Below are 23,243 nucleotides of genomic sequence, written 5' to 3'. Positions count from 1 at the left end.
CCACACCACCGGTCCGGCCTCCGGGTACGAGATCACGGCGGTCCCGCGTCAGGGGCTCGCACTCCCCACTTCACGAGCCTGCCCTCGGTGTCCACGGGGACCACCTGATCCCGGTCCTCAGAACGCGAAGAGGCTGCTCTCGGCAGCGTTCTTCACGCACTCGTTGGCGAAGGTGTGCGCGAAGGCCACCCGCCTGCCCTGCCACACGCCGTCCACGGTGACGACCACCGGGTCGTACTGCCGGGTGCACACGGCGTGCCCCGGGCCCGCCAGGAGCTCCGGGTCGCCGCCGGCGGCGCGCAGTTCGGCGCAGGCCGCGGCGGCGGCCGGGTGTGTGCCGGAGGGCGTCGGCGCGCAGCTCAGGGTGACGGCCCGGGCCGCGTTGACGGTCGCGGCGGTCTCTCCGTGGCCCACGGTCAGCACGAATGCCGACGGGGCGTACAGGGAGGTCGGCGCTGCGGCCGGGGCGGCGAGCGCGGATCCGGTGAGGGATCCGCAGACGGTTGCGGCCGTGAGGCCGAGGGTCGCTGCCCAGCGCGCGGTGTTCCGCATTGTGTGCATCCTTCCGCTCGATTCGGGGGTGTGCCGGTCCGACTCGGTCGGTGCCGAACGCGGCGAGCGCGAGTCTGCCGAGTCCGCCGCCGAATCTCACATCGACCCCACGCGTTTCGGTAACCTTGCGTATTGAATCAGTGGCGCGAAGTCACCAAGTTCGAACGTTCCAACGCCGAAAGCAAGCGCTTCATGATCCCTTAGGTCGGATCGATGACCGGTTCTCGTAGCTTCGTTAATCGGCCTGAAACATTCCGCTAGCGCCCGCGCGTCCCCGCCGATCTCCTCGGAAGCCGGCCGCGACGACCGCGCACCGCACCCCCGAAAGGCCCTCGAAGACCCCGGGGGTGCGCGCCCGGAGAACCGGCTCGGACCGGGAGCACGGCACCGACCCGCCGGTATGGTCGCCCCTTGCGACACCACGCGCGAGCGACAGCGCGACGGGCGACCGGACGACGAGAGACGGGACGAGCGGATGGCCAAGCACTGGGGGGACTTCCAGTACGAGATCTACCTCAACGGGATGACCGGCGCGGTCCCCCGGCTACCCACCGACCTGACCCGGCTGGAGGAGCTCACCGAACGACGGCTCGGACCGGGTCCGGTCGGCTACGTCGCGGGCGGCGCCGGCGACGGCAGCACGGCGCGAGCCAACCGGGCGGCCCTGGAGCGCCGCCGGATCGTGCCGCGCATGCTGCGCGACGTGCACGAGCGGGACCTGTCGGTCGAGGTGCTGGGCCGCGCGCTGCCCGCGCCGCTGGCGCTGGCTCCGGTCGGGGTGCTGTCGATCATGCATCCGGAGGCGGAGTCCGCGGCGGCCCGGGCGGCGGCGGCACACGGGGTCCCGTACATCCTGTCGTCGGCCTCCAGCACACCGATCGAGCAGGTGGCCGCGGCGATGGGGGACGCCGAGCGCTGGTTCCAGCTGTACTGGTCCAAGGACCGTGAGGTCACCCGCAGCCTGCTGGGCCGGGCGAGGGCGAGCGGCTTCACGGTGCTGGTCGTCACCCTCGACACCCCGATGCTGGCCTGGCGGCCCCGCGACCTCGACCAGGCCTACCTTCCGTTCCTGCACGGCGTGGGCACGGCCAACTACTTCACCGACCCGGCCTTCACGGCAGGTCTGGCCAAGCCCGTGCTCGAGGACCCGAACGCGGCCGTGCTGCACTTCGTGAACCTGTTCGCGGACCCCGGCAAGACCTGGCCGGACCTGGCGTTCCTGCGGGAGAACTGGGACGGCCCGATCGTCCTCAAGGGCGTGCTGCACCCCGACGACGCCCGCCTGGCGGCGGACGCCGGGACGGACGGCGTGGTGGTCTCCAACCACGGCGGCCGGCAGGTCGCCGGTTCGGTCGCGGCCGCCGACGCGCTGCCCCGGGTGGCGCGGGCGGTCGGCGACCGGCTGACGGTGCTGTTCGACAGTGGGGTACGCACCGGCGACGACGTCTTCAAGGCCCTCGCCCTCGGCGCACGGGCGGTCCTGCTCGGCCGGCCCTACGTCTACGGGCTGGGCCTGGACGGACAGTCCGGCGTCGAGCACGTGATCCGCTGCCTGCTCGCCGAGCTCGACCTCACGCTGGCCCTCAGCGGTCATCGAGTCCCGTCGACCGTCGGCCCCGAGGACCTCGAGGACGCCGGCTGACGGCCCGCCGGGTCCCGGAAGGGCCAGGCGTCAGACGGCTCCGTCCGCCAGGTCGACGGGCTGGGCCGAGGGCGGCGCGTCGGTGCCGGTGACGGCGAGGGAGCCCGGGCTCGCCGAGGGGGCGTCGGTGAGCCAGCGCTGGCTCGCCGAGTGGTCGCGCACCTTCACCACCACATCGCTGCCCTCGTTCTCGCCGGCCGGGGCGAGCGCGAGTGCGTCGTCCCAGCGGGGCAGCAACTCGCCCTGCACGGTGAGGTCGTAGCGGACGTCGTCGCCGCGGGCGTCGGTGGCGTCCGCGCACCCCCCGAGGATGACCACGCCGGCGTCCACGTGCGAGTCCACGCACAGATCGGGCCGGGCCACGCTGCGCACCTGTCCGTCGTCGTCGTACGACCACCGCTGGGTCGCCTCGGACGAGCAGCCCGCCAGCTCGACGGAAGCACCCGCCTTCGCCTTGCCTCTGACGTCCAGGCACAGGTCGGCGGCGGCGTTGCGCAGCCTGGTCTGCCGGGGCGTGGCGGGCAGGCGGGCGGTGCCGGGAGCGGTCGGCGAGGCTGTGGTGGCCTGCGAGTCGGTGCCGGGGACGCCGGTGCTGGAGGAGGCGGGGTCGGCGCCGCCGCCGTCCGTCCACATGCCGGCCGCGAGCAGGGTGGTCACCAGGCCGGCCGAGGCCAGGCCGACGCCGGCGAACAGCCTGCGCGCCGAACGCGGGTTGTCGGGCGACGTGCGCAGGCGCGGCGTGGGGATTTTCGAGAGCAGGGCGCCGCGCCGGCCCCGGGTACCGCCGCCGCGGTGCCGCGCCGAGCCCTTGAGGCGCACGGCCGGCTGACGGCTCCGGCCGGGCCGGGTGTCGTGGTAGCGGCGGGCGCCCCAGCCGAGCACCGCCTCGGCGAGCAGCAGGCCGAGGCCGCTCTCGAACCCGCCGAGCTGTTCGGCGGCGGAGCGGCAGTAGCGGCACTCGTCCAGGTGCTTGCGCACGTCCGGCAGGAGTTCGCCGCCACGCCGGATGGGCACGTCCAGCAGTCGGTTGTAGAAGCGGCAGTCCTTGCTCGGCGCGAGTTCCCGGTGGGCGCGCACCACGCCCTCGCGGAGCTTGTCACGGGCCTGTTCGAGGGCCGCGGACACGGTCTCGGTGTCCATGCCGAGCAGGCCGGCCGCGACGGTGATCTGCTCGGCCTCGACCTCCACGTGCCACAGAACGCAGCGGGCGACCGCGGGGAGCCCGTGGAACGAGCGTTCCGCCAGCACCCGGTTCTCCGGCGTCATGGACTTCGCGGTGCGCATGCCCCGGGCCCCGGCCGGTTTGCGCAGCACGGGCAGGACGCCCGACAGCTGCTCGTCGGCGGACCACAGCCGGGCCGTGTCCCGGACGGTCACCAGCAGTCGGGGGCGCAGCGCGGTGCCCGGCTCGCCCAGCTTGAGCCGGTCGAAGACCTGGTGGAAGGCGGCGGCGGTGATCATCGAGGCGACGCTTCCCGAGGAGGCGAGGCAGATGACCGCGTACTCGTGCACCGGCCGCCAGTGCCGGGCGATCAGCAGCGCCGTGGACTGGGCGACCTCGCTGTCCGCGCCGCCACGGATTCCGGCGGCGAGTGACTCGTCGGATTCTCCGGGGCCCTCGCCCGGCGGGGGGTAGGGCGGAAGCGGAGGCTGAGGGGTGGGCACTGAGCGAATTCCTTTGGTACGTACCTGTTCGGTGCGGTCAGGGAGCGCCAATTCGCCTCCGCCGACGAACGCAGGGGGCCCGGCCACGACCCCCCGCACGGGTGGTTCACCTTTGCACAACTAAGTCGCGCGCAACAAGGCGAGAGCCGAAGGCGCCCTTTGTTGATGAAAAGTCGATAAGCGAAAAGCGGCTCCCACCTCGTACGGCGCCTTTCCGCGGGGCCGGGCGCCGCGATCAAAATCCGTTCCCGCGCCCCGTGTGAAACACGCGCACGCGACGGGGCTCCGCGCACGCTCCCGCCGCACCGGCCACGGTAGTTGTCTGGAAGCGGCCACTTCCTCGAAAGGCCCCGCGCAGGACGGCGGCTCTCCTGCGCGAAACGGCCGCCGGCCCTGTTCCTCCCGCCCTCGGCCGGCGGCCCGGAAGGTTCCCTCAGACGCCCGTGGCGCGACCCGCGCTATATCTGCCAGGAGCGCAGCCGGTCCGCCGCGCCGTACACGTCGGTCTTCCCGTCGAGGAGGTCCCGGGCGAGGTCGACGAGCGCGCCGTACGGCGGATCGATGCCGACACCGCTGGTGAACATGTACGCCACCGCCGTCGCACAGGCGAAGCGGGCGTTGGCCGAGGGCAGTGGCCTGAGCAGGGTGAGCGTGTGCAGCAGTGCGGCCGCCCGCCAGGCCGGGTCGGAGTCCACACCCAGTTTGGGCGGGTCGACCCGGTGCCGGGCGACGGCCGCGACCAGGGCCGAGAAGTCGTTGACGGTGGGCTGCTCGGGCAGGACCTCTTCATGGCGCTGGAGCAGCCAGGGCACGTCGATGTGGATGACGGCTGTCATCGGTCAGGCGACCCGCCCCTCGCTCCTGGCGGAGCGCTCGTCGTCGGGGAAGGCGGCCGCGAACTCGTCGGCATGGGACGCGAAGAACCTGCGGAATTCCTCCGCGCCCTCCTGCAGCGCCCGGTGCCGCGCGATGTCGGCCGCGGCCGCCTCCCGCACGAGTGCCTTCATCGACGTACCGCGTTCCTTGGCGATCTGCCGCAGGTCCTCCAGCTCGCGATCGCTGAACTCCACATTGAGGGCTGGCATGCCCTTCACGGTACCGCGCGGGTACTTACGCGTAAATCTCCCCAGGTCATACTGATGACCGCGCGGTACCAGAAGGTGTTCGTCCGTGCTCGCTGCCGGGCCGGTCGCGTCCTATCGCTGATCCGCCACGAAGGACGCCATCCGGGCCAGCGCCGCATTCCAGTTGATCGCCGTCTCGTTCGTCGACCAGGACTGAATGTCGTCGATGTAGCAGAACTGCCCGACGCACCCCTGGAGCTTGCTCTGCGCGAAGGGGTCCTGGATGCTCGAGTTCGGCCCGCCCGCGAGCGTCCCGGCCGGCGGGTCCGGCAGGTTCGGGTCGAGCTGGTGGGCGTACCAACGGCTGTGCTGGCGGTGCGAGTTCACCTCGCCGTAGCCGGTGACGTACGACATGTTGAGGGCGTTGCGGCCGAGGACGTAGTCCATGCTCTCGACGGCCCCGTCACGGTACTTCGAGGCGCCGGTCAGGTCGTAGGCGGTGGCGATCACCACGGCGTTGTTCAGGACCTGGTGACTGGAACCCCAGTCGTAGCGGTTGCCGTCGGGCGCGTAGGGCATGCCGTACGGCTGTGCCGCCAGGGCGGCCAGGTAGGTGTCCGCGCCGCGCACCACCGACCGGCGCACTCCGTCCCGTCCCGGCAGCCGGCTGGGCACGAGGGCGAGGTCGAGCCGGCCCGCGGCGGCCGTGCGCGACCAGTCGAACCCATAGGGGACGAACACGTCGGCGGTGTGCACGGGCGAGCCGGCGACGAAGTCGGCGTACGGCTTCTCCCCCGTGGTCAGGTACAGCTCGGCCGCCGCCCAGTAGAACTCGTCGGTCGCGTCGTCGTCGTTGTAGGCTCCGCCGCCGGTGGCGTCGGCCGGGTCGGCGTACACCTTCGGGTGCGCCACGGCGGCCGCCCAGGCGGTGCGCGCCGCCTTCAGCGCCTTCGCCGCGAACGCCTTGTCATAGGGCTTGTAGAGCCGGGCGGCCTGGGCGGCGGTGGCGGCCAGGTTGAGGGTCGCGGTGGTCGTCGGCGGGTGCAGCTCGCGCTTTTGCGGGTCGTCGTCCGGCAGCAGCGGCAGGCCCGTCCACTGCTCGTCGTGGACCTTGTGGTGGGCCATGCCCGCCAGCGGCTGTCCGTCCGGCACCTGCATCCGCAGCAGGAAGTCCAGCTCCCAGCGGGCCTCGTCGAGGATGTCCGGCGTCCTGTTGCCGCTCTCGGGCAGGGCGAGCGTGCCGTCGCCGAGCGCGGCCGGGTGCCCGGTGCGGGCATGCAGGGAGCGTTCGTAGGTGCTCATCAGCTCCCAGACCGCGATGCCCCCGTTGACGACGTACTTGCCGTGGTCCCCGGCGTCGTACCAGCCGCCGGAGACGTCGAGGGTGTAGTCGCACACCCCGGACCGGCAGGGAACCTTCGTGTCGCCCTGGTTGGGCGCGACGCCCACGTGTCCGGCGGCGCGTCCGTACCCGGGCCGCAGGTCGTCGCGGATCGCGATGCCGCTGCGCTGGGTGTAGTAGTACTTCGCCGCGTCGGCGCGCAGCCGCCGGTAGGCGTCCGTGCCGATGTCGAACGGGCGGCTGGTCTCGCCGTCGGCGACCAGGGTGAATCCGGAGCCGCCCTTGCGGAAGGCGCCGAAGTCGATGGTGTGCACGCGCTGCCCGGAGGAGGCGTCGAGGCCGCGCGGCACGCTCCAGCCCTTCGCGACCGTCGTCCCGGCGGCGTTCCGCAGCCGCCAGGGCAGCTTGCCGGCGGCGTCCGTCACCAGCGTGGCGTTCTTCGGCCCGCCGGGCAGGTAGGCGACCTGGTTGACGCGCACCCGCGGTCCGGTGTCGGGCTCGTACACCTCGGGCGGCACCCCGCCCAGCAGCGACACGTCGTCCAGGCAGAACCGCCAGGGTTCGGCGCTGCCGCCGACCTGGAAGGCGACCTGCCCCTGGGCGCTGTCCACGGGCGCGGTGAAGGTGTACGTGTACGACTCCCCCGACGCGCTCAGCACCGGCGTCGCCTCCTGCCAGGTGTCGTAGGGCGCTGCCCCGAGGCCCACGACGGCGCGCACCACGTGCCCCTCGGGCACCCCGGAGGCACTGAAGGAGAACCGGTACGTCGACCCCTTCTGCAGGGTGATGTCGTTCTGGCCGACCGCGGAGTCCCAGCGGTTGACGGTGCCGCCCGGCACGTCGGCGCAGAGCCGGCCGTCGGTGAGGCCGGCGGTGACGTTGCTGGTCCACCACGGGTCGGCGGTCGTGTCGAAGGTGCCGTTCCTGACCTGTTCACTCTCGTCGGCACCGGCCTGCTGGGCGGGCAGCGCGGTGAGCGCCGCGCCCAGCAGGGCCGCGAGGGACAGCAGGGCGGTTCTGCGTCGTTTCACGTCCGGGCTCCTCGGAAGACGCGGGATGCTCCGCACGGGACCGGGCGGCCGATGGGAGCGCTCCCAGGGAGGGTCGAAGGACATGCTTGTTGCAGTCATGACACCCCGTCAACGGTGCGGACGAAATGACCTCGGGGGTGTTGCCGGCGGGGCCATGTCGACGAGGCTCTGTTGTGCAGCCCCGTCGGAGGGGCCCGCGCGGCAGCCCCGCGGGTGGGGCCCTGCCGCGGGAGCCTCATCGGTGGGACGGTGTCGGTGGGGCGGTGTCGGTGGGGCGGTGTCGGTGGGGCGGTGTCGGTGGGGCGGTGTCGGTGGGGCGGTGTCGGTGGGGCGGTGTCGGTGGGGCGTTGTCAGTGGGGCGTCCTAGGGTGGACAGTCCGCGCAGCACTCCGAGAACGGGGAGCCTTAATGACCACCCTGCCCGACCGGCCGCGTACGGCCCTGCTCGTCATCGACGTCCAGAAGGGCGTCGTGGCGGGCGCCCTCCGGCGCGACGAGGTGATCGCCAACATACGCACCCTGATCGACACCGCCCGTGCGCAGGGGGCGCCCGTCGTCTGGGTGCAGCACTCGGACGGCGAACTGGTGCGCGGCAGCGAGGACTGGCACTACGTCGAGGAGTTGGTCCGCCTCGACCCGGAGCCGCTCGTGCACAAGAGCTACCTCGACTCCTTCGAGGACACGGAGCTGGAGTCGGTGCTCGCCGAACACGGGGTGGGGCGGGTCGTCGTCACGGGCGCGCAGACGGACGCGTGCATCCGCTCGACCCTGCACGGCGCCTTCGTCCGGGGGTACGACGTGACACTGATCGGCGACGCGCACACCACGGAGGACCTGAGCGAGTACGGCGCACCGGCCCCGGAGCAGGTCGTCGCCCACACCAACCTGTACTGGTCGTGGCAGAGCGCGCCCGGCCGCACCGCGGGCACGGTGGACACGGCGAAGGTGACGTTCGAGGGGGCCGAAGCGCTCTGAGGGCCTTCGCCGGGGCGGCGCGGGCGCGAGGGCGCGCGCGGTGGCGCCCGGGCCGGTGATCCCGGCCGGGAACCCCGCACGCGCCTGCGTACGGGGTTCCCGTCAGGCCGTCACGCCTCCCACCTCGTGATGCGCACCGCGCCGCGGGGCGTGCCGGGCGCGCCGCTGGTGAGACTCAGCCGGAGCTTCGAGCCGCGCACGGGGTCGAAGGTGAGCGCCGTGGGCGTGTTCGAGGCGGTGGCCCAGTCGATGACCGCCCCGGTGACCGGCACGTACCGCCGACCGTCCCAGACCTCGGCCGTCACCGAGGCGGGCAGGCTGTGCGCGGCGTCGACGGTGAAGGACACCTCCACCCGGTCGAAGTCCCTGGTGCGTCCGTAGTCCACCGACACCCAGTCCTTCGTCCGGGCCCCGCTGAAGGCGGGCAGCAGCGCGGTGGCCGCCTTGACGAACGCGTTGGACCACCCGGTGGCCGGGTCGCCGTCCAGCATCGCGGCCGGCAGGGTGTCCGGGCGGCCCGAGTGACTGGCGTCCGGCCGGGGGTGGTCGACCGGCGCGGGGAGGTCCGCGGCGAAGACGGCGGCCGGGGTGGCCGCGACCTGGCGGGCGGGCGTGGCGCGCACCGTGACCGTGCCCCTGCGCAGTCCGTCGGCCCGCGCCGTCACCTTCAGGGCGCCTGCCTCGACGCCGGAGCGCACGACGGCGAGCGCCTTGCCGTGGAAGGCGGTGCGGGTGGTGGCCTGATAGCGCTCGGCGCTCTCCTGCCGGCCGTTGTCGAGGCCCGCGAGGGAGCCGCCGCGCACCTCGAAGGAGATGAGGTGCTCGGCGTCGGGCACCACGGTCCCGCGTGCGTCGACGACATCGGCGGTCACGAAGACCAGCGACCGCCCGTCCGCCGGGAGGGACCTGCGGTCGGCGGTGAGGCGCACGGCGTGCGGGGCGCCCGCCGTGCGCAGCACGTCGGTGGCGACCGTCCTGCCCTTCCTGCGGGCCACCGCCTTCAGCTCGCCCGGCGCGTACGGCACCCGCCACGTCAGGTGCAGCTTGCCCGCGCTGCCGCCCGGGCTCGTGTAGCTGCCGGGGTAGGGCCCGGTGGTGAAGGTCTTGTCGTCGCCGGTCGCCTCGGTGGTCTCCAGATAGGCACGTCCGTCGACGGTCTTCTTCCTGTCGAACGTGCGCACGCCCAGGGACTTCCCGTCGAGGTACAGCTCGACGGTGTCCACGTTGGAGTACGCCCACACCTCGACCGTGTCGCCCGGCTCGTGGTTCCAGGTCATGGGCAGCAGGTGGACCATCGGCTCGTCGACCCACTGGCTGCGGAACAGGTGGTACATGTCCTTGGGGAAGCCGGCCGTGTCGACCGCGCCGAAGAAGGACGCCTTGACCGGGAACACGTCGTACGGCGTGGGCTCGCCGATGTAGTCGATGCCGGACCACAGGAACTGCCCGGTGAACCATTTCCGGTCCCGGTCCTTCTTGTGCCCGTACTCGCCGCTCATCGTCCAGGAGGCGAGGTTGTTGTCGTAGGACGAGGTGGCCCGCCCGCCCGGGGTGTGGTTCTCGCCCGTGTTGAGGTGCTCGGGCTCCTGGTAGGCGCCGCGGGTCGAGGTCTCCGAGGACGACTCGGACTCGAAGAGGAACAGGTGCGGATAGGCCGCGTGCAGGGCGTCCACGGACTGGGCGGTGTTGTAGTTGAGGCCGAGGCCGTCCAGTTTCGCCAGCATCAGATCGGCGGCGGTGCCCCTGGCGGGCGGCCTGCGGTACTTGTCGGAGCCGATGACGAGCGGGCGGGTGTCGTCCGCCGCCCTGATCGCGGCGATGATCCGGTCGGCCATGGCGAGACCGGCGGTGGAGGTGGAGTCGGGTATCTCGTTGCCGATGGACCACAGCACGACGGCCGGCGAGTTGCGGGCCGCGAGCACCATCTCGGCGGCGTCCCGCTCGCACCACTCGTCGAAGAACCGCCCGTAGTCGTACCGCGTCTTGCCGGTCTTCCAGCAGTCGAACGCCTCCACCAGCATCACGATGCCGAGTTCCTCGCAGACCCGGACCATCTCCGGCGAGGGCGGGTTGTGCGAGGTGCGGAACGCGTTGACGCCCATCGACTTCATGATCGTCATCTGACGGCGGATCGCGTCGATGTTGACCGCGGCGCCGAGCGCGCCCAGGTCGTGGTGGAGGTCGACGCCCTTGATCTTGGCGTGCACGCCGTTGAGGTGGAACCCCTCGTCCGGGTCGAAGCGGACCGTGCGGATGCCGAACGGGGTGCGGTGGGAGTCGACCGCCCGGCCGCCGACGCGCAGTTCGGTCTCCAGGGTGTAGCGGTGGTGCGGGGTCGCGAAGTCCCACCGCCGGGGACCGGCCACGGAGAGCTCGTGGGTCTCGGTGGCCTGCTCGGTCACGGCCACCGTGGAGGACGTGCGGGCGACCGTGCGGCCGTTCGGCGCGCGGACCCGGGAGACGATCTCGACGTCCGCGCCCGCGCCGGAGGCGTTCGCCACGGTCGTGGCGACCCGGACCACGGCCCGCTTCCCGGTGACCTCCGGGGTGGTGACGTACGTGCCCCAGCGGGTCACGTGCACCGGCTCCGTGACGACCAGACGGGCCTCGCGGTAGATGCCGCTGCCGGAGTACCAGCGGCTGCTCGGAAGCCGGTTCTGGACCCTCACCGCGATCACGTTGCCGGTGACGCCGTCGGTGTGCAGCAGGTCGGTGAGATCGAAGGCGAAACCGGTGTAGCCGTAGGGGTGGCGGCCGACCTCGGTCCCGTTGCAGTAGACGGTGGAGTCCATGTGGACGCCGTCGAACTCGACCGAGATCCGCTTGCCCGCGTGCGCGGGCGACAGCGTGAAGGCGAGCCGGTACCAGCCCAGGCCGCCCGGGAAGAAGCCGGTGCCGCTGGTCGTGCCGTTCTGCGTGGTGGGGGCCTGTTCGATGCTCCAGTCGTGCGGGACGGCCACCGCACGCCAGGTCGAGTCATCGTGGCCGGGGTCGGCGGCGTCCGCGTATTGGCCGGTGGGGTCGGAGAGCCCGCCGGCGTCGACCAGCGCGAATCGCCAGCCGTCGCGCAGCGGGACCGTACGGCGCCCCGGCGTGCTCGCGGCGGGAGCGACGACCCGGGCCGGCGTGCCCCCGAGGACTGCTCCTGCGGCCGGTGCGGCCGCAGAAGCGGCAAGGACCGATCTGCGCGTGACCGTCATGGGCGGCTCTCCCTCATCTGGACATCAGAAACCAGAAGTACTCACAACTCACCGTTTACTCACAGAATCTGACGACGCGCCACTCCTGCCCGTCAAGGGTGCGAAAGCCCCTCGTCCACTGGACCCGTCGCGGCGTCCCGGGGAAGATCGGCCGGTTCTGCCTCTTGACCCCGGCGCGGATCCGCTGCGCAGCCGCCCCGCAGGGGTTGCGGTCCGCCCGCGGGCCGAACGCACTAGGCTGGAACGGAAGTGCCTGTTCACTGTGAGTGCCCGCGTTGGAGTGGCGAGATGAGCCCGGAGTATCCGTTCGACGAGGCCGCGACAGCCCGGGCCGTCGTCGACGACGTCGGCACGCTCATCGGGTGGAACGAGGGCGCTCGCGCCCTTCTCGGCTGGTCCCCGGACGAGGTCGTGGGCCGGCCCGCGGTGGAACTCCTGACCGGACGGCCGCCCCTCCTCACCGGCTCCCGCTGGGACGGAACCGTGACTCTGCGCCACCGCGACGGCCGTACGGTACCCACCTGGCTGCTCGCCCACCACAGCCGGTCCGAGGACGGCCGGCCCGGGCAGTGGCTCGTCGTCACCCCGCTCACCCGGAGCGGCCCCGCCCCCGCGGACGAGCCGCTCGCCATGGCGGGGCTGGCCCAGTCCCCCTGTGCCGTGGCGGTCTACGACGAACAGCTGCGGCTGTGCCGGATCAACGACGCGATGAGCGCCGTCATCGGGCTCCCCGAGGAGCGCGTCAAGGGACTGCGGCCCTCCGAGATCGGCGGGCGGTCGCAGAGCGCCGAACTCGAACGGCACATGCTGCAGGTGCTCCACAGCGGCCGGGCCCGGGACGTGGAGACGTACCTGCGGGCCGGCGGGGAGGACCGCGCGCACGCCTGGCTGGCCCGGATGGCGCCGGTGACCGACCCGGCAGGCCGGATCCGGGGCGTGTGCCTGGCCGCCCACGACTTCACCGAGCACCACCGCTCCCGTGAGCGGCTCCAGCTGGTCAACGAGGCGAGCGTGCGCATCGGCAGCACCCTCGACGTGATCCGCACCGCCCAGGAGCTGGCCGAGGTGTGCGTCCCCGCGCTCGCCGACTTCGTCAGCGTCGACCTGCTCGACCCGCAGGACGGCGAACCCCCGGCCCGGTTCGCCCCGCCGGTGAGCCTGCGGCGCGCGGCACACCACTCGGTGAACCCCGGCAACCCCGAGGCGGTGGCCAGGCCCGGCGAGGCGCAGGACTACCCGGCCGGGTCCCCGCAGGCCGACTCGCTGGCCGCGGGCCGCACCATCGTCGCCACGGTGGCCGGCGGCGGACTGGACGCCTGGCTGGCCCGGGACCCGGCCCGCGCCGCCCGGGTGCGGGAACTCGGCGTCCACTCCACGATGTGCGTGCCGATCCGGGCCCGGGGCGTCACCCTCGGCGTCGCCGTCCTCACCCGGTTCCGGCGGCCCGAGCCCTTCTCCCCGGACGACGCGCTGCTGGCGGAGGAGGTCACGACCCGCGCCGCCGTCTGTATCGACAACGCCCGCCGGTACTCCCGCGAACGGGACACGGCCCTCGCCCTGCAGCGCAGCCTGCTGCCGCGGACCCTGCCGCGCACGGCCGCCGTCGAGGCCGCCTCCCGCTACCTCCCGGCCGCCCGGGCCGGGGTCGGCGGCGACTGGTTCGACGTCATCCCGCTGTCCGGGATGCGCGTGGCCCTGGTCGTCGGGGACGTCGTCGGGCACGGCGTCCAGGCCTCGGCCACCATGGGCCGGCTGCGCACCGCCGTGCGCACCCTCGCCGACATCGACCTGGCCCCCGACGAGCTGCTCACCCACCTGGACGACCTGGTCGTCCGGCTGTCGGAGGAGGCCGGCGGTGAGGGCAGCCCCGGTGAGGTCGGCGCGACCTGCCTGTACGCGGTGTACGACCCCGTGTCGCGCCGCTGCATCCTGGCCCGCGCCGGGCACCCCCCGCCGGTCCTGCTGCGGCCCGACGGCGCGCCCCGGCGGATCGAGCTGCCCGTCGGCCCCCCGCTGGGCGTGGGCGGGCTGCCGTTCGAGTCGGCCGAGCTGGAGGTGGCCGAGGGCAGTGTGCTCGCCTTCTACACCGACGGCCTGGTCGAGTCCCGCGAGCGGGACGCGGAGGCCGGGCACCGGCTGCTCCGGGACGCCCTGGCCGACCCGTCGGGCTCCCTGGACGAGACCTGCGACCGGATCCTGCACACCCTGCTGCCCCCCGGCGGGGCCTCCGACGACGTGGCCCTGCTGCTCGCACGCACCCGGGGCCTGCCCGCCTCCCAGGTCGCGACCTGGGACATCCCCGCCGATCCCGCACTGGTCGCGCCGATCCGCAAACAGGCCGTCCAACAGCTGGCGCGCTGGGATCTGGGCGACGCGTCGTTCACCACCGAGCTGGTGGTGAGCGAGCTCGTCACCAACGCGATCCGGTACGGCTCCCGCCCCATCCGGCTGCGGCTCATCCATGACGCGACGACGCTGATCTGCGAGGTCTCCGACCACAGCCACACGGCCCCGCACCTGCGCCGGGCGAAGACCTGGGACGAGGGCGGCCGCGGCCTGCTCCTGGTCGCCCAGCTCACCCAGCGCTGGGGAAGCCGGCACACCGCCGAGGGCAAGACGATCTGGGCGGAGCTGGCCCTCCTCGGGGAGGAGTGAGGCGGCCCCCCGGCCGACCCGGCCGGACGGGGCTCCTTGACCGGCCGGACCGGGCTCTTACCCGAACATGTTTTCATGGACGGGCTCCCGGACCTCCTCGATGGGGCGGGCAGCGTCCCGACCCCGTCCCGGAGAACCGCACTGAACGCCCCGCTCGCCGAAACTCTGTCCGTCCTCCTGCTCGCCGCCGCTCTCGGCTGGGCGGTCCTGCGCCCGGCCGGGCGGTCGGAGGCCCTGGTCGCAGTCCCCGCGGCGGCGGTGGTGACCGCCCTGGGCGCGGTGTCGCCCGAGCACGCCCTGACCGAGGCCGAGCGGCTCGGCCCGGTCGTCGGCTTCCTCGCCGCGGTACTGGTGCTGGCCCACCTGTGCGACGTCGAGGGACTGTTCACCGCGTGCGGCGCATGGATGGCCCGCCGGGCGGCCGGCCGGCCCCGGCGCCTGCTGGTCTCGGTGTTCGTGCTGGCGTCGGCCGTCACGGCCGCGCTCAGCCTGGACGCCACGGTCGTGCTGCTGACGCCGGTCGTGTTCGCCACCGCGGCCCGCATGGGAGTGCGCTCGAGGCCGCACGTCTACGCGTGTGCGCACCTGTCGAACACCGCCTCGCTCCTGCTGCCGGTCTCCAACCTCACCAACCTGCTGGCGTTCACCGCGAGCGGGCTGAGCTTCACCCGCTTCGCCGCCCTGATGGCGCTGCCGTGGGTGGTCGCGATCGGCGCCGAGTACCTGGTCGTACGACGCTTCTTCGCCGCCGACGTGCCCGCCGCCGAACCCACCGCGGACGACGGTCCGGAGCCCGAGCTGCCGCTGTTCGCGCTGGTCACCGTGGCCTGCACGCTGGCGGGGTTCGTGGTGGCCTCCGCCGTCGGGGTCGAACCGGCCTGGGCCGCGCTGGCCGGCGCCCTCGTCATGGCCGGGCGCGCGCTGGCACGACGACGTGTGACGCCCCTCGTCGTGGTGCGGGCCGCCGCACCGGGGTTCCTCGCGTTCGTGCTGGCGCTCGGGATCGTGGTGCGCGCGGTGGTCGACAACGGTCTCGCCGGCGCGTTGCGGCACGTGCTGCCCGGCGGCTCGGGTCTCCTCGCGCTGCTGGGCGTCGCCGCGGTGGCCGCCGTCCTCGCAAACCTGATCAACAACCTGCCCGCGGTGCTGGTCCTGGTGCCGCTCGCCGCCCCGGCCGGAGCCGGGGCGGTACTCGCGGTGCTGCTGGGCGTGAACATCGGCCCGAACCTGACCTACGCGGGATCCCTCGCGACGCTGCTGTGGCGGCGTGTGGTGCGGGAGCGCGACGAGCGCGTGGAGGTCGGCGAGTTCACCCGGCTCGGCCTGCTCACGGTACCGGCCGCGCTGATCCCGGCCGTGGTGGCGCTGTGGGCCTCGCTCCAGGTGATCGGCGCCTGACCAGCCGGTTCAGCGCCCGCCGCCGTATCCTCCGTAGCCGCCGTAACCCCCGTAGCCGTAGCCGTAGCCGCCGTAACCCCCGTAGCCGTAGTCCCCGTATCCGCCGGGGCCTTGTCCGTAGCCGCCGGAGGAGCCGGGCCCGCCGCCGGAGCAGGGGTTCCCGTACCAGCAGGAATTGCCGCCCTGGCCCGGGGACGCGCCGGCCGAAGGCGTCGGGGCGGCGGACGGCGTCGGTGTGGGCGCGGGCTTCGCGGGCTTCGCGGCCTTCGGCGTGGGGGACGGGGCGGGCGCGTCGGAGGGTTCGCTGTCGGCGCCCCAGTTGACGAACTGCATCTGCGGGTCGGGCCGCGAGGTGTCGATCACCCACCGCTGGGCGGCGCTGTCCACCCGGTTCTTCAGGACGAGCGCGCCCGAGCCGTCGGTGGCGGCCGGCGCCAGCGCGAGGTTCTGACCCGAGCGTGGGACGAGCGTGCCCTGCAGCGTGAAGTCGTACTGGACGTTCCTGGCGTCCGGCTGGGCGGCGCCCGTGCACGGCGCGAGCCGCACCGAGTAGCCGAGCCGGGAGTCGAGGCAGAGGTCGGGGGCTGCGGCGCTGCGCAGCTGTCCGCTCGGGTCGTACGCCCACTGCTGGCCGGCGGCGGAGGTGCAGGCGGCGAGTTTGGCCTCGGCGCCGCTGACCGGCTTGGCCCCCTCGACGCCGATGCACAGCCCGGAGGCGACGTTGTGCAGACGGCCGCGCACGGTGCCCTGGGCGGCGGTGTCGGCGCCGGTCCAGGACGGGCCGCCGGTGGCCTTGTCCGTGCCCGGGACATCGGGCTCCGCCGCACCGCTGCCGGCCGTCGGGGCGGCTCTGTCGCCGGAGTCGATCACGGCCCACACCATGAGCGGCAGGACGACGAGCCCGCTCACGGTCAGCACCGCGGCGGCGAGGTTGCGCCGACGGGCGGCGCGACGGGCCGCCTTCTGCGCCGAACGGCTCGCGCAGGGGCGGGAGTCGGCGTCCGTCACGGGGCCGGGCGCGGATCCGCCGCCGCCGGGACCGGCCGGAGCGGTTGCCGTCGCGGTCGTGGTCGACGGGAGGTCCCCGAAGCGGGCACCGATCCGGGAGGCCAGGCCGGACCGCAGCCGGCCCCGGCTCGCGGGCCGGGCCCCGGCCTCGGCCGAGGCGGTCGCGAAGGACCCGTCCGTGAAGGCCTCGCCCGCGTAGCCGCGCGTCTTCTCTGCGGCCGGGTCGGTGGAATCACCGCGGCCCGCGACCCTGATCTCCACATAGGCCGCGGCGGCCCAGCCCAGGATGCCGTCGGCCAGGGCGGTGCCGAGCAGCCCTTCGAACTGCAGCAACTGGTCGGCGGTGTGGGTGCAGTGCCGGCAGCCGTCCAGGTGGGTGCGCAGGTCGGGGTCGAGGTCGCCACCGCCGCGTCGGCAGGTGACGTCCAGCAGCCGGTGGTAGCGGTGGCACTCGTCGTCGGTGGCGAGTTCGCGGTGCACCTGGAGGCACTCCTCCCGCAGCCGCTCGCGGGACCGGCTCAACTCGCCGCGGGCTCCGTCCTCCTCGAGACCCAGCAGGCCGGCCGGGACCGCCAGCGGCTCCGCCTCGACCTCGACGTGCCAGAGCAGGCAGCGAGCCGCCTCGGGCAGCCGTTGGAACGCGCGGGACAGCATGCGCCGGTTCACGGGCGGCAGCATGAGGGCGGCCGCGCGCTCGGCGATCACGCCGTCGCCGTCGGATCGCAGTGTGGGATGCAGCAGGTCACGACGGCCGTCGGTGTCCCACTCGGTGGCGATGCGGCGAACGGTGACCAGCAGGTGAGGGCGCCAGGCGGCCGTCGGACCGTTCTGCCGCAGGGTCTCGCCGAACAGCCGGGTGAAGGCGGCCGTGGTGAGCATGCCGGCCGCGCGCTCGTCGTCGGTGCACAGCCGGGCGTAGGCGAACGCGGCCTCCCAGTGCCGGTCGAGCAGTTCACCGACGGGATGCAGCGCGGGCGACGCCCCCGTCCACTTCTTCAGCTCCGCGCTGAGCTGTTCGTCCGTCGCGTCGAAGCGGCGCGCCGAAGGGGAATTCGACAGGCCTGCGTCATTCACGGGCTGCATTCCTTCCGGGGGCATGCGGCATAAAGTCCATACCATCGGGTTTGCGGTTCCGCCCGGGCGGCGGGACGACTCGCACAGGGTTCGGCGCCTCTGACGTCCGCGGGGGGACAGCTCTCGTGAAGCGTGGGGAGTGTGACGAGAGGCGCCTCGTGCGCGCGATGGGAGATCGTTGTTTGCGCGCCGACAAGGCACACCTTCGCACAACCGGACCAGGACGAACAAGAGATCACACGGTTTCGTGCGCGGGCCGGCGACCCCCAGCTATTGACGAAACGTCAATGCCGGATCGCCCTGTGGGGTGGTCACGGTATTGCTGTCCCCTTTTGAAGCCTCTTTCTGTGCATCTTTCCGGACGCAATTGCCGGACGTTTCCCTCACCCGGGCGCCGCCGTCCGTGGCCCTTCTTTCGCATCGACCGGCCCGGGGTTACGGTGCCGGTTCCGCGGCAGGCGGACCGAGGAGGCCACACATGACGGTCACGGACGACGGCGCCACCGGGACTCCCCGTCCGGGCGAGGCGGATCTGAGGCAGTACCGGCAGGACGGATTCACCGTCGTGCGCGGGCTGTTCACGCGGGACGAGGTCGACAGGCTGTGTGCCGAGTTCCAGGCGCTGCACGCGGCGGGGCGGCCGGTGCCCGGGCATTTCGAGCCGCGCCCCGGCGCCGCGGACCCGCTCGCCGCGTATCCGAGGGTGCTGCACCCGCACGAGATCAGCCCGCTCGCCCGCCGGGTGCTGCTCGACGCCCGACTACGGGACGTGCTGGAGCAGTTGCTCGAGGAGGAGGTGCTGGCCGCGCAGAGCATGTTCTACTTCAAGCCGCCGGGCGCCCGGGGCCAGGCGCTGCACCAGGACAACTTCTATCTGCGGGTCGAACCGGGCACGTGCGTGGCCGCCTGGCTGGCCTGCGACGAGATCGACCGCGACAACGGCGGTCTGGAAGTCGTGCCCGGCACACACCGGATGGACCTGTTCTGCCCGGAGACGGCCGACGAGCAGGTGTCGTTCGCGCGGGAGTACGTGGCGCCGCCGCCCGGGCTCGCTGCGACGCCGGTCGACATGGCCCCGGGCGACGTGCTGTTCTTCAACGGCAGTCTGGTGCACGGATCGCAGCCCAACCGCAGCGGCGACCGGTTCCGCCGGTCGTTCATCGGGCACTACGTCGGGCGCTCGGCGGAGCGGATCGGCGCGTACTACCGGACGCTGACGATGGACGGCGAGCGACTGGCCCTGCCGGTGAGCGAGGGGGCGGGGCCCTGCGGCACGGAGTTCGCTCCGCCGAGCCCGCACTGACCCGCAGGACCCCTCGCCGGCCCGGGTGACCCGCGAAGGCCTCGTTCGCACGGCAGGACGCCTGTCGGGACGCCGGGACCGACGGCCTCGCACAGGGGCCCTGGGCGAGGGTGTCCGCGACGCCTTCGGCCCACTTGTTCAGCGTGCCGAAGGCGGCCGGGACGGGAGCCAGGGCAGCGGGCCGGGCGGGCCGGAGCACGACGAATCGTCCGGGGCGGGGCGGACGCGTGAAATCCGGTTGCCCCCGGGCGCTCCTCACCCGCAGGATCCGGCCATGCTCATCTTCGATGCCTGTCTGCCGCTGACGTCCGCCGCCGCTCCCACGACGCCGGTCCAGCAGCAGCCCGCCCGTCTCCGGAGGCGCGACGCCGCACGACGGTGACGGCCGCGCTCGTCGCGGGCCTGGTCGCGGGTTACGGCATCGCCGTGCCCGTCGGCGCGGTCGCGACCTACCTCGTCTCGCTCACCGCCCGCACCTCCCTGCGCACCGGGGTGTGCGCCGCGCTCGGCGTCGCCACCGCGGACGGCCTCTACGCCCTGGTCGCGACCGTGGGCGGCTCCGCCGTCGCGGCCGTGCTGCGACCCGTGCTGACGCCGCTGCGCTGGGCCTCGGCTCTGGTCCTGCTGGCGCTGGCGGCCCGGGGCGCGCTGAGCGCCCTGCGCCGGTACCGGGCGCACCGGCTCGCCACCCGGGCCGGGCCGCCTCCGCCCGGCCCGGCCCGGGCCTATCTGAGCCTGCTCGGCATCACCCTCCTCAACCCGACGACCGTGGTCTACTTCGCGGCGCTGGTCCTGGGCGCCGGCACCGCCGACCCGCTACGGCCCCTGGAGCAGGGCGTGTTCGTGCTGGCGGCCTTCGTCGCCTCGGCGAGCTGGCAGGTGCTGCTCGCCGGAGGCGGCGCCCTGCTGGGCCGCGCGCTCACCGGCCACCGGGGACGCCTGGTCACCGCACTCGTGTCGAGCGGGGTGATGACCGTGCTCGCCGTCCGGATGGTGACGTAGGGACCGGACGGGCGGATGAAACACGCGGCCGTCGGTGTTGCAGCACTGTGCGGGCCGGACGTGCGCGACGCGAACCACGCGAACCACGCGGACGGAGCGACGACATGACAGCACAGCGGTGCAGCGGCACCGGTGACATGACGAAGGGGACGAAGACCATGCCTCTCGAAGGCGAGTACGAACCCAGCCCGACACAGTGGGTGCGCGAGCAGGTGGAACTCTACGAAAGCTCCGGCGGCACCGAGGGCACGACCCTGTTGGAGACGGGACTGCCCGTCGTCCTGCTGACGACGCTCGGCGTGAAGAGCGGCCGGATTCGCAAGACCCCGCTGATGCGCGTCGAGCACGACGGCCGGTACGCCCTGGTCGCGTCCCAGGGCGGGGCGCCGAAGCACCCCGTCTGGTACCACAACATCAAGGCCCTCCCCGAGGTCGAGCTCCAGGACGGGCCGCTCAAGCAGGACATGACGGCCCGTGAGGTCACCGGCGCGGAGAAGGCCGAATGGTGGGACCGGGCCGTCGCCGCCTTTCCTCCGTACGCCGAGTACCAGACGAAGACGGACCGGGAGATCCCGGTGTTCGTCGTGGAGCCGGCCGCGAGCCGCTGACCCTCCGGGGTCGCGCGGGCGGCGTCCTCGCGGACGCCGCGCACGGGAAGTCCGCGGTGGGAACGCATCGAGGCGCTCCCACCGGGCACCCGGCGGTCAGGCCCCGCCGCGCTCCCCCGTCGCGGCGGGGCTTTGCGCCGTCTCTTTGGCGGGCCGGTCGGTGACGTCGAGGAAGACCTGGTCCGCCTCGGAGATCGTCGAGGCGATCGACCGCTTGATGCGCACGGCGACCTCCTCGACCCGCTCGCTGTCCAGGCCCGGCATGAGGTCCACGCGGGCCGCCACCAGAACCGAGTTCAGGCCCATCTGCATCGTGAACACCGCTTCCACGCTGTCGATCTCCGGCTGGGCGTCGAGGAGCGCGTGGATGCGCGCGCCGGTCTCGGGGGCCGCGGCCTCGCCGATGAGCTGGTCGCGGGCGTCGCGGCCGAGCCGGAAGGCCACGTAGACGAGCAGCGCGCCGATCGCCAGCGACGCGGAGGCCTCCCAGACGACCTGACCGGTGACCATGTGCAGGGCCATGCCGATCGCGGCCAGGGTGACACCGAGCACGGCCGTGCCGTCCTCCGCGACGACCGTGCGCAGGGCGGGGTCCCGCAGGCCCGCGCTGCCGCCCTGCCGGCGCACCTGGTGCAGGGCCCGCGCCAGTGAGGCGCCCTCGGCGAGGAACGAGACACCCAGCACGATCAGGCCCGCGACGTAGCCGCTGAGCTTCTCGTCGGCTCCCGTCCGCAGCGCCTCGACGCCCTGGAAGAAGGAGAAGCAGCCGCCCATCACGAAGATCCCGACGGCGGCGAGGAGCGACCAGAAAAAGCGTTCCTTGCCGTAGCCGAAGGGGTGCCGGCGGTCGGCCGGGCGCCGGCTGCGGCGCAGGGCGGCGAGCAGGAACACCTCGTTCAGGCTGTCGGCCACGGAGTGCGCGGCCTCCGACAGCAGCGCCGGCGACCCGGCGAGCACGCCGCCCAGTCCCTTGGCGACGGCGATGACCAGGTTGGCGGCAAGCGCCACGAGCACGGTGACGCGTGTCCGCCGATCGGCTGCTCCGTCGTCCCCGCCACGCGTGCTCCGTGCGTCGGGCGCGCCCGACGCTCCGGGCGGGCCGGCTGTTCCGGGCGGGCCGGACGTGTTCGGCCGGTCCGCGCGTCCGCCCGCCGTTGCGGCCGTCCGGCCGATGCTGCGATCGTCCACCCCCTGACTCTCTCGGGCCTTCGTGTCGGCCTGGTGATCGGCGTTGCGTTCTGAAGGTGTCGCGCTCACCTTCGCCGAATTCCCCGGCCGGTCGCGATCACACCGTGCCGTCGGCCGAAAACGGGGAACGCGTGGAACAGGAGACGCGACACCATCGGGAGGACGTCATGAGCGACGGGGGCGGCGACGGCAACAGCGCGTACGGGCACACGGCCTTCCGGCGCGCCAGGAGTCACTTCACCGACCGCATCACCGCGGACGGCCGGGACGGCTGGCCCGTCGCGGCGGACCGCTACCGTCTGGTGGTGAGCCGCGCGTGCCCGTGGGCGAGCCGCGCCGTGATCTCGCGACGGCTCCTCGGCCTGGAGGGCAGTCTGTCCATGGCGATCACCGATCCGGTCCAGGACGACCGCAGCTGGCGGTTCGGCCTCGATCCCGGCGGTCGCGATCCCGTCCTCGGCATCCGGTACCTCGCCGAGGCGTACGAGCGACGGGAGCCCGGTCACCCGGGCGGAGTCAGCGTGCCGGCGGTCGTCGACGTGCCGAGCGGGAACCTGGTGACGAACGACTACCAGCAGCTCACCCTCGACCTCGCCACCGAGTGGACGGCGCTGCATCGCCCCGGCGCGCCCGACCTCTACCCGCAACGGCTCCGCGACGAGATCGACGCGGTCATGGCCGACGTGTACGAGGACGTCAACAACGGGGTGTACCGGGCGGGTTTCGCCGACGGCCAGGACGCGTACGAGGAGGCGTGCGCGGGTGTCTTCCGGCGGCTGGAACTGCTGACGCCGCGGCTGGCACGGCAGCGGTACCTGGTGGGCGGCGCCCTCACCGAGGCGGACATCCGGTTGTTCACCACGCTGGTGCGTTTCGACGCCGTCTATCACGGTCACTTCAAGTGCAACCGCTGGAAGTTGACGGAGAACGAGGTGCTGTGGGCCTACGCCCGCGATCTCTTCCAGACGCCCGGTTTCGGCGACACCGTCGACTTCGACCACATCAAACGGCACTACTACCGGGTGCACACCGGCATCAACCCGACGAGGATCGTGCCCCTCGGACCGGACCTGGCCGGCTGGCATTCCGCGCACCGCCGGGAGGAGCTCGGCGGCCGCCCGTTCGGCGACGGCACTCCGCCCGGCCCGGTGCCGGCCGGTGAAGAGGTACCGGCAGCCGGCCGGGCCCGTCGTCCCTCCCCCATGACAGAGAAGGAGTGAGGAGATCCATGGCCAAGAAGAGGAAACTCCCCCTCGTCTACCAGCCCGTCGGATTCGCGCTGGGCTGGGCGAGCGGCGCCCTGGCGGGGCTCGCGTTCCGCAAGGCGTGGAAGGCGATCAGGCACGAGGACGACGCACCGGACGCCCTCGACCGGGACCGTGGCTGGGGCGAGGTCCTGCTGGCCGCGGCGGTGCAGGGCGCGATCTTCGCGGCCGCCCGCAGCGCCGCGGACCGCACCGGTGCCAAGGCGATCGAGCGCTCCACCGGCGTCTGGCCCGCCAAGGAGAAGGGCGGCCGCGACTGACGCCCGTCCGC

General features: G+C 73.2%; 17 protein-coding genes. 9 read left to right on the top strand and 8 right to left on the bottom strand.

All coding sequences use genetic code 11. The features are described 5' to 3' along the window. Positions 1-117 precede the first annotated feature (117 nt). Entirely contained in the window at positions 118-552 is a 435-nt protein-coding gene (locus C6376_RS25495; RefSeq protein WP_107445569.1) for a subtilase-type protease inhibitor, read from the bottom strand. Positions 553-1,027: 475 nt separating this feature from the next. Here C6376_RS25495 and C6376_RS25490 point away from each other — a divergent pair, with 475 nt between their 5' ends. After that, positions 1,028-2,194, top strand: coding sequence for a lactate 2-monooxygenase (locus tag C6376_RS25490; RefSeq protein WP_107449174.1), 1,167 nt, complete (start codon positions 1,028-1,030; stop codon positions 2,192-2,194). A 30-nt stretch (positions 2,195-2,224) separates the two neighbouring features. On the opposite strand, the gene C6376_RS25485 is transcribed toward C6376_RS25490, so the two are convergent. The 4 genes from C6376_RS25485 to C6376_RS25470 all read right to left on the bottom strand — a co-directional run bounded on the left by C6376_RS25485 (position 2,225) and on the right by C6376_RS25470 (position 7,296). Beyond that, on the bottom strand, positions 2,225-3,859 hold the full coding sequence (locus C6376_RS25485) for an RICIN domain-containing protein (RefSeq protein WP_107445568.1): 1,635 nt from the start codon (positions 3,857-3,859) through the stop codon (positions 2,225-2,227). Positions 3,860-4,317: 458 nt separating this feature from the next. Further along, positions 4,318-4,695: a hypothetical protein gene (locus tag C6376_RS25480; protein ID WP_057577480.1), complete on the bottom strand. Its 378-nt coding sequence runs from the start codon at positions 4,693-4,695 to the stop codon at positions 4,318-4,320. A gap of 3 nt (positions 4,696-4,698) precedes the next feature. After that, positions 4,699-4,944, bottom strand: a complete 246-nt coding sequence (locus tag C6376_RS25475) for a hypothetical protein (protein WP_057577667.1) — start codon at positions 4,942-4,944, stop codon at positions 4,699-4,701. A 111-nt stretch (positions 4,945-5,055) separates the two neighbouring features. Further along, positions 5,056-7,296 (bottom strand): glycoside hydrolase family 9 protein, encoded by a 2,241-nt coding sequence (locus C6376_RS25470; RefSeq protein WP_107445567.1) that lies wholly within the window; start codon positions 7,294-7,296, stop codon positions 5,056-5,058. Between the two features lie 408 nt (positions 7,297-7,704). On the opposite strand from C6376_RS25470, the gene C6376_RS25465 reads away from it, so the two are divergent. Then, entirely contained in the window at positions 7,705-8,271 is a 567-nt protein-coding gene (locus C6376_RS25465) for a cysteine hydrolase family protein (protein WP_107445566.1), read from the top strand. Positions 8,272-8,381: 110 nt separating this feature from the next. On the opposite strand, the gene C6376_RS25460 is transcribed toward C6376_RS25465, so the two are convergent. Then, positions 8,382-11,471, bottom strand: coding sequence for a glycoside hydrolase family 2 TIM barrel-domain containing protein (locus tag C6376_RS25460; protein ID WP_107445565.1), 3,090 nt, complete (start codon positions 11,469-11,471; stop codon positions 8,382-8,384). Positions 11,472-11,759: 288 nt separating this feature from the next. On the opposite strand from C6376_RS25460, the gene C6376_RS25455 reads away from it, so the two are divergent. Both C6376_RS25455 and C6376_RS25450 read left to right on the top strand, forming a co-directional pair. After that, a complete protein-coding gene (locus C6376_RS25455) occupies positions 11,760-14,126 on the top strand; it encodes a SpoIIE family protein phosphatase (RefSeq protein ID WP_107445564.1) in 2,367 nt (788 codons plus the stop codon). A 75-nt stretch (positions 14,127-14,201) separates the two neighbouring features. Continuing rightward, positions 14,202-15,524 carry an SLC13 family permease gene (locus C6376_RS25450; protein WP_254076040.1) on the top strand — a complete coding sequence of 441 codons (1,323 nt, stop codon included), beginning with the start codon at positions 14,202-14,204 and terminating at the stop codon, positions 15,522-15,524. A 9-nt stretch (positions 15,525-15,533) separates the two neighbouring features. On the opposite strand, the gene C6376_RS25445 is transcribed toward C6376_RS25450, so the two are convergent. Further along, entirely contained in the window at positions 15,534-17,615 is a 2,082-nt protein-coding gene (locus C6376_RS25445; protein ID WP_107445563.1) for a ricin-type beta-trefoil lectin domain protein, read from the bottom strand. A 469-nt stretch (positions 17,616-18,084) separates the two neighbouring features. Here C6376_RS25445 and C6376_RS25440 point away from each other — a divergent pair, with 469 nt between their 5' ends. From C6376_RS25440 to C6376_RS25430, 3 genes are all read left to right on the top strand, one after another. After that, positions 18,085-18,909: a phytanoyl-CoA dioxygenase family protein gene (locus tag C6376_RS25440; protein WP_107445562.1), complete on the top strand. Its 825-nt coding sequence runs from the start codon at positions 18,085-18,087 to the stop codon at positions 18,907-18,909. A gap of 378 nt (positions 18,910-19,287) precedes the next feature. After that, positions 19,288-19,911, top strand: a complete 624-nt coding sequence (locus C6376_RS25435; protein ID WP_107445561.1) for a LysE family transporter — start codon at positions 19,288-19,290, stop codon at positions 19,909-19,911. A gap of 158 nt (positions 19,912-20,069) precedes the next feature. Then, the gene (locus tag C6376_RS25430; protein WP_107449172.1) at positions 20,070-20,519 is read left to right on the top strand and encodes a nitroreductase family deazaflavin-dependent oxidoreductase; all 450 of its coding nucleotides are present in this window, start codon (positions 20,070-20,072) and stop codon (positions 20,517-20,519) included. A gap of 96 nt (positions 20,520-20,615) precedes the next feature. Here C6376_RS25430 and C6376_RS25425 read toward each other — a convergent pair whose 3' ends face one another. After that, a complete protein-coding gene (locus C6376_RS25425; protein WP_254076039.1) occupies positions 20,616-21,533 on the bottom strand; it encodes a cation diffusion facilitator family transporter in 918 nt (305 codons plus the stop codon). Positions 21,534-21,874: 341 nt separating this feature from the next. On the opposite strand from C6376_RS25425, the gene C6376_RS25420 reads away from it, so the two are divergent. Both C6376_RS25420 and C6376_RS25415 read left to right on the top strand, forming a co-directional pair. Then, positions 21,875-22,927 carry a glutathione S-transferase family protein gene (locus C6376_RS25420; protein ID WP_107449170.1) on the top strand — a complete coding sequence of 351 codons (1,053 nt, stop codon included), beginning with the start codon at positions 21,875-21,877 and terminating at the stop codon, positions 22,925-22,927. An 8-nt stretch (positions 22,928-22,935) separates the two neighbouring features. After that, positions 22,936-23,232 carry a DUF4235 domain-containing protein gene (locus C6376_RS25415; RefSeq protein ID WP_057577503.1) on the top strand — a complete coding sequence of 99 codons (297 nt, stop codon included), beginning with the start codon at positions 22,936-22,938 and terminating at the stop codon, positions 23,230-23,232. Positions 23,233-23,243 lie beyond the last annotated feature (11 nt).

Source organism: Streptomyces sp. P3 (assembly GCF_003032475.1).
In the GTDB taxonomy this organism is placed as follows: domain Bacteria; phylum Actinomycetota; class Actinomycetes; order Streptomycetales; family Streptomycetaceae; genus Streptomyces.
This window is presented reverse-complemented; position numbering and strand designations above follow the sequence as displayed.